Below are 13,883 nucleotides of genomic sequence, written 5' to 3'. Positions count from 1 at the left end.
GGGCGGGCGTTCACTGCCGGGGTCCCCGGAAACGGATCGGACACCCCGGCCATTGTGCATTGGCCCCACCAGGCGGGGCAGTGGAGTTTTTCCAACCATGACACGAACGTGCCAAAGCGCCGCCCTGTGGACGGCGTTGACGCTGCTCTGCACGCCAATGGCGGCGCAGGCCGCCGACGCGGAGCGCGGCGCGACGCTGTACGAGCAGCGCTGCGTCGCCTGCCATTCTCTGGACACCAGCCGCATCGGCCCGGCCCATCGCGGGGTGGTGGGGCGCAAGGCGGGCGGCGTTCCCGGCTTCGCCTATTCCCCCGCCCTCAAGGCGTCGGATCTCGTCTGGACCGAGGACAGCCTGGACCGTTGGCTGGCGGATCCGCAGTCGGTGATTCCCGGCCAACGCATGAATTACCGCGTCGCCGACGCGGTGGCGCGCGCCGACATCATCGCCTTTTTGAAACGACAGTCGCCGTGACCCCCATGACGAGACACACGGAGTGCAGCACCATGACCAGCCACAACGCGCGCGCCGCCTTTCTGGCGGCAGCCCTGACGGCGGTGGTCGCCGTCGGCGGTGCCCGCGCCGACACCATGGCCAAGCCCGATCTGTTTGACAGCGGCAAGCTGTTGGCGACCGGAGGCGTCTCGCAAGTGGAAGGGGCCGGCGGTGGTGGCCTGGTTCCCTGGGCGCTCGTCACCGGCTATGGGACCAGCGATTCCATCGGGGCGAACGCCCATTACACCTATGTCGGGCTGCGCGACTTTTCGCTGCATTCCGCCGGTCTGTCGGTTGGTCTGTTCGACCGGGTGGAACTGTCCTACGCCCGGCAGACCTTCGACACCGGCAAGACCGGGGCACAGTTGGGCATCGGCAACGGTTTCCGCTTTGAACAGAATGTTTTGGGGGCCAAGGTCCGGCTGTTCGGCGACGCCGTGTATGATCAGGACAGTTGGTTGCCGCAAACCGCTTTCGGCATCCAGTACAAGGCCAACACGCAGGACCGCATCCTGAAGGCCGTCGGGGCCAAGGACGCCAATGGGATCGACTATTACGTTGCCGCAACCAAGTTGTTTCTCGATCAGAGTCTGCTGGTCAACGCCACGCTGCGGTTGACGCGCGGGAACCAATACGGGTTGCTCGGCTTTGGCGGCGACCGCAACGACGCGTACCGTCCGGAGTTTGAAGGGTCCGTCGCCTATCTCGTCAGCCGGAAGCTGGCGGTCGGTGCGGAATACCGCATGAAGCCGGACAATCTGGGCTTTGCCAAGGAAAACCGGGCGTTCGACGTTTTCGCCGCCTATTTCCTGAACAAGAACGCCTCGCTGACGCTGGCCTATGTCGATTTGGGCGACATCGCCACGAAGAAGCGGCAGAACGGCGTCTACGCTTCGCTGCAAGTCGGCTTCTGACCGCCCGCACTTTCCCTCCGGTCCCGGTCGGGGCCGGACGTTGCCACAGTTCAGGAACCCCACCATGACCTTGCTTCACCACGGTCGGGCCGCACCCCGGCTCGCCGCTCTGCTGGTCGGACTTTTCGCCGCCGCCCTTGCCCTCGCCACCCCGGTCTCCGCCGCCAACCTGTTCGAGGATCTGGGCGGCAAGGAAGGCATCGTCCGCATCGTCAACGACGGGGTTGACCGTGTGCTGGCGGACTCCCGCATCAAGGGCCGTTTCGTCGACACCGACATCAAACGGCTGAAAAGCCAATTGGCCGAGCAATTTTGCCACATCAGCGGCGGCCCCTGCGTCTATGCTGGTCGTTCGATGGAGCAGGCCCACGCCGGACTCACTCTGCGCAACGCCGAATTCAACGCCCTGGCTGAGGATTTTCAAGCGGCGATGGAGCAACAGAACATTCCGTTCACCGTGCAAAACCGCCTGATTGCGCTGTTGGCCCCGATGCAACGGACGGTGGTCGGGCAATAAAATCAACGTCTGGCGACGCATCGTGAGGCGGTGGACATGAGGCTTGTGTGGATTGTCGGGGCGCTGGCCGTCCTTGCGGGTTTGGTGGGGCTGGCTGTGGTGCGACCGCTGACGGCGTTCAACCTGCTGGTTCCAAAGGACCCTGCGGCGGATCTTGTCGGCAAGGGCGTCGCCTATGGCGCGCTTCCCCGCCAGCGCCTCGACATCTACCGGCCCGTGACCGCGACCGAATCCCTGCCGGTGATCCTCTTTTTCTATGGCGGTGCCTGGAACAGCGGGCGTCGGCAGGATTACAGCTTTGTCGGGCAGGCCCTGGCCGCGCGCGGGTATCTGGTGGTCATTCCAGACTATCGTCTCGTTCCCGAGGTGCGGTTCCCCTCGTTCCTGGAGGATTGCGCCCAGGCGTTGCGCTGGACGAGGCGCAACGCGTCCAGTTTCGGGGGCGATGGCGGGCGTCTGATTCTCGCAGGGCACTCGGCGGGTGCCTACAACGCCGCCATGCTGGCGCTGGACACCCGTTGGTTGGGGGAGGACCGCCTGGCGGTTCGTGGCCTTGTCACGCTCGCCGGGCCGTTCGATTTCCTGCCCCTCGACGATCCGGCCACCATCGCCACCTTTTCCCGTTGGCCCAGCCCCGAGGAAACCCAACCGATCCGTTTCGCAAGCCGAGCGGCTCCGCCGACGTTGCTCCTGCACGGCGAGGACGATGACCGCGTCCGTCCTCGCAACAGCCGACAACTCGATGCGGCGCTGAACGGGGCCGGGGCGCAAGCCGAACTGCGCCTCTATCCGTCCGTCAACCACGCGGGAATTCTGTTGGCGCTGGCGCGCCCTTTGCGCGGCAACGCGCCGGTGCTGGACGACATCGACCGCTTCGTCCGTCAGGCGGTACGCTGAGAGCAAAGCGGACGCAGCCCCTCCCGTTTCGCCGCCATCAGGTGGTGGTGGTTTTGCTGGCGGCCAGCCCCAGACCGGCGCGCAGATCGGGCAGCAGCATCGCCCCCAGCATGGCGATCACCGGAAGAAAGGCGTAATCCCCGCGCGCCGCCGCGTCGATCAGTTCCTTGGTCGTGTGCAGTTCGATCCGCATGTCCTCCAGATCGCCGCTGTCGGGTTCGGCCACCTTGCGGGCGTTCTTGGCGTGGAACATGTGGCAGGCACAGCCCCGATGGTTGCCCTGGACGACGTAATCGCCCAGCGCGGTCCAATCGTCGGCGGCGTAGCCGGTTTCCTCCAACAGCTCGCGCTTGGCGGCCTCCAGCGGATCCTCGCCCGGCGCGATGGCTCCCGCCGGAAAGGTCAGGCTGACCCGGCGCGCGCCGTGCTTGTAGGTGCGCAGCATGATGACGCGGCCGTCGTCGGTTTCCACGAACATCAGGGCGTAGTCGGGCTGTTCCACTTGATAGAAGCTGTCCACCTGGCGGCCATTCGGCAATTCGATCGTCTCGGCCCGCACCTTGAGGTAGGGGCTGGCGTCGAGAAGATCACGACTGGCGAGAACTTTCCAGGGCTTCAGCTCGTCCTGCGCGGAATCGTCGCTCATGCTGCGGAACCATAGGGTGGTTGGGTGAAGCCGGCGGGGGACAGGGTGAAGATCTCGCACCCGTCCTCGGTGATGCCGATCTGGTGTTCGAACTGGGCCGACAGCGAGCGGTCGCGCGTCACCGTCGTCCAGCCGTCGGACAGGGTTTTCACCTCGTGCCGACCGGCGTTGATCATCGGCTCGACGGTGAAGACCATGCCGGGTTCCAGCAGAACGCCGGTCCCGCGCTTTCCGAAATGATCGACGTGCGGGGCGTCGTGGAACACGCGGCCGATGCCGTGCCCGCCGTAATCGCGCACCACCGAACAGCGGTTGGCCTCCGCCAGGGTCTGGATGGCGTGGCCGATGTCGCCCAGATGGTTGCCGGGCTTGGCCTGGGCGATCCCGGCCATCATGCAGCGATAGGTCAGATCGACCAGCTTGCGCGCCTTCACCCCCACGGCGTCGCCGACGAAATACATCCGGCTCGTGTCGCCGTACCAGCCATCCAGGATGACGGTGACGTCGATGTTCACGATGTCGCCGTTGGCCAGCCGCTTGTCGTCGCTGGGGATGCCGTGGTTGACGACGTGGTTGGGGGAGATGCAGCAGGCCTTGGGGTAGCCGTGATAGCCGATGGTGGCGGGGATGCCGCCATGGTCGCGCTGGAACGTTTCGACCAGCCGGTCGAGATGGCCGGTGCTGACCCCCGGCACGACGTGCGGAATCAGATAATCCAGCGTTTCCGCCGCCAACCGGCACGCCTTGCGAATGCCCTCGAACGCCTCGGGTCCATGCAGGACGATGCGTTTGCCTTCCTTGTCCGCCACGAAAAATCCTCACAACAAAACAGTGAGCGTGCTTTTACCACACTCGGCCCGGCTTGGCAGGAGTCCCGCGAATTTCGCCTCCCCGTCGGCGGTTGCCTGTGGCAGGGTCCGTTCGTGCACCGCAGAAAGGGAATGCGATGGCGGAGTTGTTCCAACTGGATCTGCCGAACCGTGAACACGCCGTGGCCGTGGCGCAGGCCGCTTGTCTGGCCGCCGCCGACCGGTTGGGGCTTGCCCCGGAAAAGCGTGCCCGGCTGGAACTGGTGGTGGAGGAGGTGGTGGTCAATTCGGTCCATCACGCCTACCCGGCCAATGAGCTGGGGGTGATCCGGGTGTCGGCCCGCGTCGATGGCGCGGTGTTTTCGGTGCAGGTTCAGGATTGGGGCCTGCCCTTTGACCCGACGGAGGCGGTTCCCTATTCGGTCGAGGATCCCGATCTGCGCGGTCTTGGCCTTCATCTCGCCTGGAAATCCTGCGACGAGGCGGAGTTCCGCAATCTCGGACGGCAAGGCAAGCGCTTCGATCTGCGCTTCCGTCTGCCCGGCCAGCCATTGACCGTTCTGGAGGCTCCGGAAGACATCGCCCCGGCGGCGGATGGCAAGGCCGCTCGCCGTTCCCAAATCGACCTGCGCCCCTTCCGTCCGGTGGACGCGCCCGGTGTCGCGCGCTGCGCGTGGCTGGCCTACGGCTACACCAAGCCGGACGATCACCTGTATGACCCGCCGGAACTGGTGCGCCGCAACGCCGACGGCCTGATGGCCAGCGTGGTGGCGCTGGACGAGTCCGGGACGGTCGTCGGCCACAGTTGCCTTGATTTCTCCAGCTTGCCCCACGCACCGGAGGCCACGGATCTGGTGGTCGCCCCGGTGGCGCGCGGCAACCCGATTTTGGTTCAGCGCCTGTTGCAGGCCCTGAACGACATCGCGCGGGAACGCGGCTGCCTGGGCGCGCTCGCCAACGCGGTGACGGCGCACACCGTGTCCCAGCGCGGCGCGCTGCGGTTCGGCGGCGTGCCGATCCATGTTCACCTCGCCAGCGTCAGCACCGAGTGGGAGCTGACCCCCGGCTCGTCCGGCGGCGGGGCGGTCCGTCAGTCCGAGGTCGCCTTCTACATCCCATTCCATCCGGGTCCGCCGCGCACGGTCTACGCCCCGGCCCGGCATCGCGACGTGATCGCCGACATCCTGACCGCCACCGGGGAGCCGGTGACGCTCGCGGACCCGGCTGCGGTGGCGATCCCCGACCAGCCGACCGAACTGACGGTCGAAAGCGGTCTGCTGGCCTGGGGGCATGTGCTGATGACGGTCAAGGTCTATGGCCGCGACGCGGTGGCGGTGATCGCCGGGTTCCTGCGCCGCTTCTGCGCCGATGGCGTCGCCACGGTGTTGCTGGAACTGCCCTTGGGCGATCCGGCCACCGCCGTGATGGCGGACTCCATCGAACGGTTGGGCTTCAGCATCGCCGGGGTGTTTCCCAACGCGCCGGAACCCGGCGGCGACACCCTGATTTACCAGTATCTGAACAACGTCATTCCCGATCTGGCCGGGGAACGCATCGCCACCGCCTGCCGTCCGCTGTACGACCATGTCGTCGCCGAACGGCGGCGGATCGACCGGGAGGTCTTTGGGGCCTCCTTCCCGGACACCGTCCCGCAGGAGCCGACGCCATGACCATCCCGCCCACCACCGACACCCCGGCCAGCGCCGACCGGTTGGAAGTCCTGACCGCGCCGGACGAGCGGGTGATCGCCATTCTGGTCGAGGCCTTCCGGCGGGAGCCGCACAACGCCTGGGTGTTCCGCGAGGACGACCGCCGCGACGCGGCCATCGCCGACTATCTGCGGATCTATCTGGGGGCCATCGCCGAGTCCGGCGCGCTGTTCTACCTGACACCGGGGGCGGAGGCCTGCGCCGTGATCGGGCGCAGCGTGGAGGCCGACCATCATTTCTCCTGGCTCACCCTCAGCCGCCTGATCCCGGCGGTGGTCCGGGCCTGTTCCTGGCGGCGGGTGCATCGGATGTGGGCGATGGAGCAGGCGCTGTCCCAGGGCCATGTCGGTCTGCGCCACCTTGCCCACGGCGTCTTCGTCGGTGCCGCCAAGGAAAAGGGGCGCTCCGGCATCCAGATCATCAACCAGACCCTGGAGCGTCATCCCAACATCGCGATCGAAACCGCCGACCCCCGCGTCGCCGCGCTGCTGTTGCGCAAGGGGTTCGTCGAAAACGCCCGCGTCGAACCGCGCTTTGGCGGACCGGCCATCCATTTCCTGACCCATCAGGTGTCCGTGCACTGACCCAAGGGGCCGCCGCCACCGGAATCCTCACCGGAGCCTTGCGCCATCCGGCGTAGGAATCCGGCGGGCGGCTTGCTATATGAGGGGGCGTTTCCCAGACCCCGCGCAGGATCACCACCGCTGTGGCGAAGCCCACCACCCGATATGTCTGCCAGGCTTGCGGCTCCTCCTTTCCCAAATGGGCGGGCAAGTGCGATTCCTGCGGCGAGTGGAACAGCCTGGTGGAGGAGGCAGCCCCGGAGTCCGCCCCCAAGGGGTTGGGGGCCGGGCGCGGGCGGCGGTTGGAGTTTGTCGGGCTGGACGGCGTCAGCAGCGCGCCGCCGCGCCGCAAGACCGGCATCGCCGAGTTTGACCGGGTGTGCGGCGGCGGTCTGGTTCCCGGCTCGGCCATTTTGATCGGCGGCGATCCCGGCATCGGCAAATCCACCCTGCTGCTCCAGGCGATGGCGCGGCTGTCGCAGGCCCACCGCTGCGCCTATGTCTCGGGTGAGGAGGCGGTGGATCAGGTGCGGTTGCGCGCCCAGCGTCTGGGCTGCGCGGCGGCCCCGGTGTCGCTGGCCTCGGCCACCAACGTGCGCGACATCGTCGCCTCGCTGGACGAGGGCAACGGGCCGGAGGTGATCGTCATCGATTCGATCCAGACCATGTATGTGGACAGTCTGGACAGCGCCCCCGGCACGGTGGCCCAGGTCCGCGCCAGCGCGCAGGAGCTGATTCGCGTCGCCAAGCGGCGCGGGACCGTTCTGCTGCTGGTCGGCCACGTCACCAAGGAAGGCATGATCGCCGGGCCGCGCGTGCTCGAACACATGGTCGACACCGTGCTGTATTTCGAAGGCGAGCGCGGCCACCAGTTCCGCATTCTGCGCGCGGTGAAGAACCGCTTCGGCCCCACCGACGAGATCGGCGTGTTCGAGATGGGCGACGCCGGGCTGGGCGAGGTCGCCAACCCGTCGGCCCTGTTTCTGGCCGAACGGCGCGGCGACGTGTCGGGCGCTGCGGTGTTCGCGGGCATGGAAGGCACCCGCCCGGTGCTGGTGGAGGTGCAGGCGCTGGTCGCACCCTCGCCGCTGGGCACGCCGCGCCGCGCGGTCGTCGGCTGGGATTCGGCGCGTCTGGCCATGGTGCTGGCGGTGCTGGAGGCCCGCTGTGGCGTGCAGATCGGGGCCAACGACGTCTATCTGAACGTGGCGGGCGGCCTGCGCGTCACCGAACCGGCGGCGGATCTGGCGGTGGCGGCGGCCCTGGTGTCGTCGCTGACCGGGGAGCCGGTCCCCGCCGACGCCGTGGTCTTTGGCGAGCTTGGCCTGTCGGGCGAGGTGCGCGCCGTCGGTCAAAGCGACACCCGATTGAAGGAGGCCGCCAAGCTGGGCTTTTCCTCCGCGATTTTTCCGGCTAGACGAACGGGAACGCGGGGCGGGCGCGGCGACAACGGTTTGAAGACGGTGGAACTCCACCATCTGGGCGAGTTGATGCCGCTGTTCCAGCCGGGCGCGCGGCCGCAGCGGTCGCGCCATCGCGACGAGGATTGAGAGCGTAAGGCCATGGAGAATTTTCCCGTCAATCCGGCGGATGCCGCCGTCATCGCCGTGCTGCTGCTGGCCGCCCTGCTGGCCTTCACCCGTGGCATGGTGGCCGAAGTGCTGTCGGTCGCGTCCTGGGCCGGGGCGGGCGTGGCGACGCTGTACGCCTTGCCCTATGTCCTGCCGCTGGTCCAGCAGCGCATCAAGTTCGAGATGCTGGCCTACGCCGTGGCGTCCATCGGCATCTACATCGTCGCGCTGATCGTGCTGACCATCATCGGGCGGTCGCTGTCGCGCGGGGTGCAGAATTCCAGCCTATCGGCGCTCGACCGGTCGCTCGGCTTCGTCTTCGGCCTGGCCAAGGGCGCGGCGCTGGTGTCGATCGCCTATCTGCTGTTCGTCTGGCTGGTCCCCAACACCAACGAGCATCCGGCCTGGTTGCAGAACGCCAAGACCCGGCCCTTCCTGGCCACCGGCGCGGCGTTCGTCTATCAGATCGTCCCGGAAAATCTGCGCAAGGACAGCCTGGGACAACTGGACATGGCGCGCGACCGCGCCAAACAGGCGATCGAGGCCAAGGAGGCGCTGGACCGCCTGTCCACGCCGGTGCCCAGCCCTTCGAAGACCGGGGGTGCACCGGCACCCGATACCGGTTATAAGGACCGCGAACGCGGCGACCTTGAACGGCTGATCCAAAACAACGCGCGATGAGTTGCGCCGCCCGACCTTCTTTTTCGTGCTGACGCCCGCTGACGGCGCTCCCGCCACGGGGCGCGTTTAACGTAAGGACTTCTGAGATGCTGACGACGCATCCGTTTGACGACGACAAGCTGCGCGAAGAGTGCGGCGTGTTCGGGATCTACGGCAACCCGCAAGCGGGCGCCATCACCGCGCTGGGGCTGCACGCCCTGCAACATCGCGGGCAGGAGGCGGCGGGCATCGTCAGCTTCGACGGCAGCCAGTTCCACCTTCAGCACACCTTGGGTCTGGTGGGCGACCATTTCAGCTCCGAGGCGATCATCGCCAAGCTGAAGGGTGCGTCGGCCATCGGCCACGTCCGTTACGCCACCACCGGCGACACCTCGATCCGCAACGTCCAGCCGCTTTACGCCGATTTCGAATTCGGCGGCTTCGCGCTGGCCCACAACGGCAACCTGACCAACGCGCAGACCCTGCGCCGCCAGCTGGTCCGCCGGGGCTGCCTGTTCCAGTCCTCCACCGACACCGAGGTGATCGTCCATCTGATGGCGACCGCGCGCGGCGGCTCGCCGGTCGATCGCCTGATCGAGGCGGTGCGGCAGGTCGAGGGGGCCTTCTCCCTGGTGGCCCTGACCGCCAACAAGGTGATCGGCGTGCGCGACCCGCTGGGCGTGCGCCCGCTGGTGCTCGGCAAGCTGGGCGACGTGCACATCCTGACCAGCGAGACCTGCGCGCTCGACATCGTCGGCGCGGAGCTGATCCGCGACGTTGAGCCGGGTGAGATGATCGTCATCGACGCCGACGGCGTGCACAGCATGCGGCCGTTCCAGCCGCAGGGCCGCCGCTTCTGCATCTTCGAATACATCTATTTCGCCCGTCCCGACAGCGTGATGGAGGGGACCTCCGTCTATCAGGCCCGCCAGCGCATCGGCCGTGAACTGGCGCGCGAGGCCGGGGTGCCCGCCGACGTGATCGTGCCGGTTCCCGACAGCGGTGTTCCCGCCGCCTTGGGCTACGCCCAGGAAGCGGGCGTGCCGTTCGATCTCGGCATCATCCGCAACCATTACGTTGGCCGCACCTTCATCGAGCCGACCGACCAGATCCGCCATCTGGGCGTGAAGCTGAAGCACAACGCCAACCGCGCGATGATCGAGGGCAAGCGCGTCGTGCTGGTCGATGATTCGATCGTGCGCGGCACGACCTCCAAGAAGATCGTCGAGATGGTGCGCGCCGCCGGGGCCGCCGAAGTGCACATGCGCATTTCCAGCCCGCCGACCTCGCACCCCTGCTTCTACGGCATCGACACGCCGGAGCAGAGCAAGCTGCTGGCGCACCGCATGAGCGTTGAGGAAATGCGCGACTTCATCCAGGCCGACAGCCTGGCCTTCATCTCGCTCGACGGCCTGTACCGGGCGATGGGCGAGGAGAAGCGCGATCCCACCAAGCTCAGCTATTGCGACGCCTGCTTCACCGGCGAATACCCCATCGCGTTGACCGACGCGCTGGACAGCCCCGATCCGGCTGTGCCCGTTCGCGCCTAACCCTGTTCGGTTCCTCCTCCGCCCGATCCCTTCATTCGATTGGGCGGAGGGGGTGTTTTCTGTCCCCATCAGTCGAGCGTCGATCCATGTCCCGTTTGTCCGGCCGCACCGCTCTCATCACCGGCGCGTCGCGCGGCATTGGTGCCGCCGTCGCCAAGCGTTTCGCCGCCGAGGGCGCGCACGTCATCCTGACCGCCCGCACCGTCGGCGGGCTGGAGGAGGTGGACGACGCCATTTTCGCCGCCACCGGGCGCAACGCCACCTTGGTCCCGCTGGATCTGCGCGACTATGACAAGATCGACCAGCTTGGCTATTCGATCTACGAGCGGTTCGGGAAGCTCGACATTCTCGTCAGCAACGCCGGTGCGCTGGAGGCGCTCGGCCCCATCGCCCAATATGATCCGAAGCTGTGGTCGCGGGTGATGGATCTGAACGTGACGTCGAACTACCGGCTGATCCGGTCGCTGGACCGCCTGTTGCGCACCTCCGACGCCGGTCGGGCGATCTTCGTCACCTCGGCGGCGGCCAAGGCCCCGTACCCCTACTGGAGTCCCTATGGGGCCAGCAAGGCGGCGCTGGAGATGATCGTCAAGACCTACGCCATGGAGATCGCCGGGTCGCCGTTGCGGGTCAATCTGCTCGATCCCGGCGTCGTCGCGTCCAAGCTGCGCACCCAGGCCTTTCCGGGCGAGGATCCCACCACGATCACCCAGCCGGAGGCCATCACCGGCGCGTTCGTCGATCTGGCCGAGGTCGCCTGCACCAAGCATGGCGAGATCGTTTCGGCGCAATGACGCGGCGGCGCTGACCGGGTGGGGCATCGGCACCGCCCGGAGCGCAGCAACAAAGCCAACTGCACCAACAAAAGGGGCGAAGACAGCGGCCTGGTGGCCGACCGTCTTCGCCCTTGTCTTTGTGCGTGGCGCTCAGGCGTCAGCCCAGGGCGTCCTTGCCCTTCTGCATGGCGTCGCGGTTGTTGGTGCCGATCACGCCGATGTTGTCGCCCGCCGCCGTGACGATCACGGCGTTGGGGTCGGTGTCGCGCACCACCGGCCAGACGCTCATCAGGCGTTCCGGGGTGTCGCGGAGTTCATAGGTTCGGCCCGTGTGGAGCTGAGACAACGCGAAGTTCCTTGCAAAGATAGGATGACGGGTCGGGCGGCGCGGCGGTGAACAGCGCCAACCCCGATCCATCACGGTCTAGCAGGAAACACCGCCGCAGGGAACGCCCCAGACAGAGAAGGTCCGACGGGGAAGGTCCCAAACGGGGAACACTGACAGGACACACCGACCGACACCGGCGCGGACGCGTCGCCAATCAACGCGCGTGGGGCGTCAGGGCCGGGCCGTGGTTGAGGTCGGTGTTGCTGCCGAACAGAGACGCGCGCAGCTTGGCGAACAGGTGACGCATGTAGTCGGCGCGCATCTGGCGGGCGGCGAGCATGATCTCGTCGTAGCTGCGGGGATCGCGCTCGTATTGGGGGGCTTGGAAGGACATGGCGGGAAATCTCCTCAAGGATTGAGAGACGTCCCCTCCCAGGACTTTCTTGTTTCTGACATCAAGATAGGACAACAGGACTGCCCCAAGAAACGCGCATCGCGCATCGCCGCCCCCCGCGTCCGGCATCCGTTTGCCCAATCAATCGCGCGGCGGTCTGTTGCGGTTTGGATCGTTCGCCATTGGATGATTGACCAGACCGCTGACATCCAGCCAGCCGCCCACCCGGTGGCGCTGGTCGCGGTCGCGCTCCTGCTCCGGAGCGGGGGCGATGTCCCACAGCCATTCGGCGTCCGGGGCGGGCAGGGACAGGCCCCACAGGGAGTCCTCCCGCTCCTCTACCACGCCGTTGCGGATCCACAGGCTTTCGGTGTCGCTGAACAGGGCGGCCCGCGTCGCCAGCCCGGCCAGCCAGCGCAGATGATCGGTGGCCAACCGCTGGGCGAAGGCCAGCCGCTCCGCGTCGGGAATCGTCGGCGCGCGCCGGTCGATGGCGTCCAGCGGCATCAGGGGCAATTGGGACAGCAGGTTGCAGGACACCGCAAAGGACAGTGGCGCTCCGTTGGGTGCCCCCTCGGCGCGCGGGCCGGGCAGGGCGGGCGGGGCGAAGCCGGTGGGCAGCGCCCCGGCCTTGGCCGTCAGCGCCGCATCCAGCGCGTCGAGCGCGCCGGTGACATCCAACTCGATCAGCCGGACGTTGGGCATCCCGGCGGTGCGTCGGCGGACGCTGCGGGTGTGGACCATGTCGATCAACAGAACCTCGTCGAACCGGGCGCGCAGGGCGTCCAGCGGGATTTCGATCAACAGCCCCGACCCGATCACCGCCGCCCGCCCGCCCGCCGGGGCCAGCGCCGCCGCCTGGGTGATGAAGCGGCGGCAGGCGGCGGCGTGCGGCTCCCACCCCAGCCGCTGGCGGCGGTGCCGTGCGCCCAGCGCCACCGCTTCGGCCAGATAGCCCAGGCGGCGGGCCTGCGGGCGGCATGGGGTGGTCCAATACTCAAAGGCTTCGCGCAACATCCCGGTTTTCCTTCCATCCCCCTTGACCCGCGCCGGTGGCAAGGTACCTATGGCGGCATGGTTGAGATCAAGAGGAAAGCGGCCCTCGTCACCGGGGCCGGCAAACGCATCGGTCGGGCCATCGCGCTCGATCTCGCCGCCCAGGGCTGGGCCGTCGCCGTGCATTACCACCGCTCCGCCCGCGCGGCGGCGGAGGTGGTGACGGAGATCACCGGCCAGGGCGGGGACGCCGTCGCGTTGCCCGCCGATCTCGGCTGCGAGGCGGAGGTGCAAACCCTGGTCCCCGCCGCCGTCGAGCGTCTTGGCCCGCTGACCCTGCTGGTCAACAACGCCTCCCGCTTCGAGCGCGACGAGGTGGAGGACGCCACCCGCGCCAGTTGGGACGCGCATATGGAGGCCAACCTCCGCGCCCCCTTTGTGCTGTCGCAGGCCTTCGCCGCCCATCTGCCGCCCGACGAGCGCGGCCTGATCGTCAATCTGCTCGATCAGCGGGTGTGGAACCCCACCCCGCATTTCCTGTCCTACACCCTGTCCAAGATGGGGCTGTGGGCCTTGACCCGCAGCATGGCGCAGGCCCTGGCCCCGCGCATCCGCGTCAACGGCATCGGCCCCGGCCCGACCCTGCGCAACGAACGCCAGACGGAGGCCGACTTTGCCGCCCAGTGGGACGCCACCCCGTTGCGGCGGGGAACGACCCCGGCGGAGATCTGCGCGGCCGTCCGTTTCCTGATCGACGCCCCGGCGATGACCGGCCAGATGATCGCCCTGGATGGCGGGGAGCATCTGGGATGGGCGCAGCCCGCGCATGGCTTCGTCCCGGTCGAATAGCGTCCGATGTCCCGCGATCCATGCCCCAACGTTGCGTCGTGGACACACGCCATCCCAACCGCCGCCGGTGACAGGTGGAGGGGTTTGATTGGGGTGATCTGTGCCCAGGCTTGAAAAGGACCGCGCGTTTTACACAGGTGCCCAGCCCCTTGCAAGAGGGCGTTTGCGGTCAATGACATTTTTGTGCCGCAGCGTCATTTCCCCCGCTTGA

At 67.5% G+C, this 13,883-nt stretch carries 16 protein-coding genes; 11 read left to right on the top strand and 5 right to left on the bottom strand.

What is annotated here, in order from left to right; all coding sequences use genetic code 11:
* Window positions 1–97 precede the first annotated feature (97 nt).
* The 4 genes from EJ903_RS04035 to EJ903_RS04020 all read left to right on the top strand — a co-directional run bounded on the left by EJ903_RS04035 (window position 98) and on the right by EJ903_RS04020 (window position 2,821).
* Window positions 98–472, top strand: coding sequence for a c-type cytochrome (locus EJ903_RS04035; protein WP_126612361.1), 375 nt, complete (start codon window positions 98–100; stop codon window positions 470–472).
* A gap of 32 nt (window positions 473–504) precedes the next feature.
* Window positions 505–1,407 (top strand): DUF3034 family protein, encoded by a 903-nt coding sequence (locus EJ903_RS04030; protein WP_126612359.1) that lies wholly within the window; start codon window positions 505–507, stop codon window positions 1,405–1,407.
* Window positions 1,408–1,471: 64 nt separating this feature from the next.
* Window positions 1,472–1,924 carry a group I truncated hemoglobin gene (locus EJ903_RS04025; protein ID WP_126612357.1) on the top strand — a complete coding sequence of 151 codons (453 nt, stop codon included), beginning with the start codon at window positions 1,472–1,474 and terminating at the stop codon, window positions 1,922–1,924.
* Between the two features lie 36 nt (window positions 1,925–1,960).
* Window positions 1,961–2,821: an alpha/beta hydrolase gene (locus EJ903_RS04020; RefSeq protein WP_210211370.1), complete on the top strand. Its 861-nt coding sequence runs from the start codon at window positions 1,961–1,963 to the stop codon at window positions 2,819–2,821.
* Window positions 2,822–2,858: 37 nt separating this feature from the next.
* Here the strand turns inward: EJ903_RS04020 and EJ903_RS04015 are convergent, their stop codons facing one another.
* Together EJ903_RS04015 and map are read right to left on the bottom strand one after the other, a co-directional pair.
* On the bottom strand, window positions 2,859–3,467 hold the full coding sequence (locus tag EJ903_RS04015) for an NUDIX hydrolase (RefSeq protein WP_126612353.1): 609 nt from the start codon (window positions 3,465–3,467) through the stop codon (window positions 2,859–2,861).
* Window positions 3,464–4,276 (bottom strand): type I methionyl aminopeptidase, encoded by an 813-nt coding sequence (gene map / locus EJ903_RS04010; RefSeq protein ID WP_126612351.1) that lies wholly within the window; start codon window positions 4,274–4,276, stop codon window positions 3,464–3,466. Before map ends, EJ903_RS04015 begins: the two co-directional genes overlap by 4 nt.
* A gap of 137 nt (window positions 4,277–4,413) precedes the next feature.
* Here map and EJ903_RS04005 point away from each other — a divergent pair, with 137 nt between their 5' ends.
* From EJ903_RS04005 to EJ903_RS03980, 6 genes are all read left to right on the top strand, one after another.
* A complete protein-coding gene (locus EJ903_RS04005) occupies window positions 4,414–5,946 on the top strand; it encodes an ATP-binding protein (protein WP_126612350.1) in 1,533 nt (510 codons plus the stop codon).
* Window positions 5,943–6,569, top strand: coding sequence for a hypothetical protein (locus EJ903_RS04000; RefSeq protein WP_126612348.1), 627 nt, complete (start codon window positions 5,943–5,945; stop codon window positions 6,567–6,569). Before EJ903_RS04005 ends, EJ903_RS04000 begins: the two co-directional genes overlap by 4 nt.
* Window positions 6,570–6,691: 122 nt before the next feature.
* Window positions 6,692–8,098, top strand: a complete 1,407-nt coding sequence (gene radA, locus EJ903_RS03995) for a DNA repair protein RadA (protein WP_126612346.1) — start codon at window positions 6,692–6,694, stop codon at window positions 8,096–8,098.
* A 12-nt stretch (window positions 8,099–8,110) separates the two neighbouring features.
* Complete coding sequence (locus EJ903_RS03990) at window positions 8,111–8,800, top strand: CvpA family protein (protein ID WP_126612344.1); 690 nt, start codon at window positions 8,111–8,113, stop codon at window positions 8,798–8,800.
* An 86-nt stretch (window positions 8,801–8,886) separates the two neighbouring features.
* Window positions 8,887–10,329: an amidophosphoribosyltransferase gene (gene purF, locus EJ903_RS03985; RefSeq protein ID WP_126612343.1), complete on the top strand. Its 1,443-nt coding sequence runs from the start codon at window positions 8,887–8,889 to the stop codon at window positions 10,327–10,329.
* Between the two features lie 86 nt (window positions 10,330–10,415).
* Entirely contained in the window at window positions 10,416–11,123 is a 708-nt protein-coding gene (locus tag EJ903_RS03980) for an SDR family NAD(P)-dependent oxidoreductase (RefSeq protein ID WP_126612341.1), read from the top strand.
* A 139-nt stretch (window positions 11,124–11,262) separates the two neighbouring features.
* Here the strand turns inward: EJ903_RS03980 and EJ903_RS03975 are convergent, their stop codons facing one another.
* From EJ903_RS03975 to EJ903_RS03965, 3 genes are all read right to left on the bottom strand, one after another.
* Window positions 11,263–11,451 (bottom strand): hypothetical protein, encoded by a 189-nt coding sequence (locus tag EJ903_RS03975; protein WP_126612339.1) that lies wholly within the window; start codon window positions 11,449–11,451, stop codon window positions 11,263–11,265.
* A gap of 196 nt (window positions 11,452–11,647) precedes the next feature.
* Window positions 11,648–11,827 (bottom strand): RSP_7527 family protein, encoded by a 180-nt coding sequence (locus EJ903_RS03970; protein WP_126612337.1) that lies wholly within the window; start codon window positions 11,825–11,827, stop codon window positions 11,648–11,650.
* 141 nt (window positions 11,828–11,968) lie between these two features.
* Window positions 11,969–12,844 (bottom strand): hypothetical protein, encoded by an 876-nt coding sequence (locus tag EJ903_RS03965; RefSeq protein WP_246015168.1) that lies wholly within the window; start codon window positions 12,842–12,844, stop codon window positions 11,969–11,971.
* 57 nt (window positions 12,845–12,901) lie between these two features.
* Between EJ903_RS03965 and EJ903_RS03960 the strand changes: the two genes are divergently transcribed.
* A complete protein-coding gene (locus EJ903_RS03960; RefSeq protein WP_126612335.1) occupies window positions 12,902–13,672 on the top strand; it encodes an SDR family oxidoreductase in 771 nt (256 codons plus the stop codon).
* The last annotated feature ends 211 nt before the right edge of the window (window positions 13,673–13,883 follow it).

This window comes from Azospirillum griseum (assembly GCF_003966125.1).
Taxonomy (GTDB): domain Bacteria; phylum Pseudomonadota; class Alphaproteobacteria; order Azospirillales; family Azospirillaceae; genus Azospirillum; species Azospirillum griseum.
This window is presented reverse-complemented; position numbering and strand designations above follow the sequence as displayed.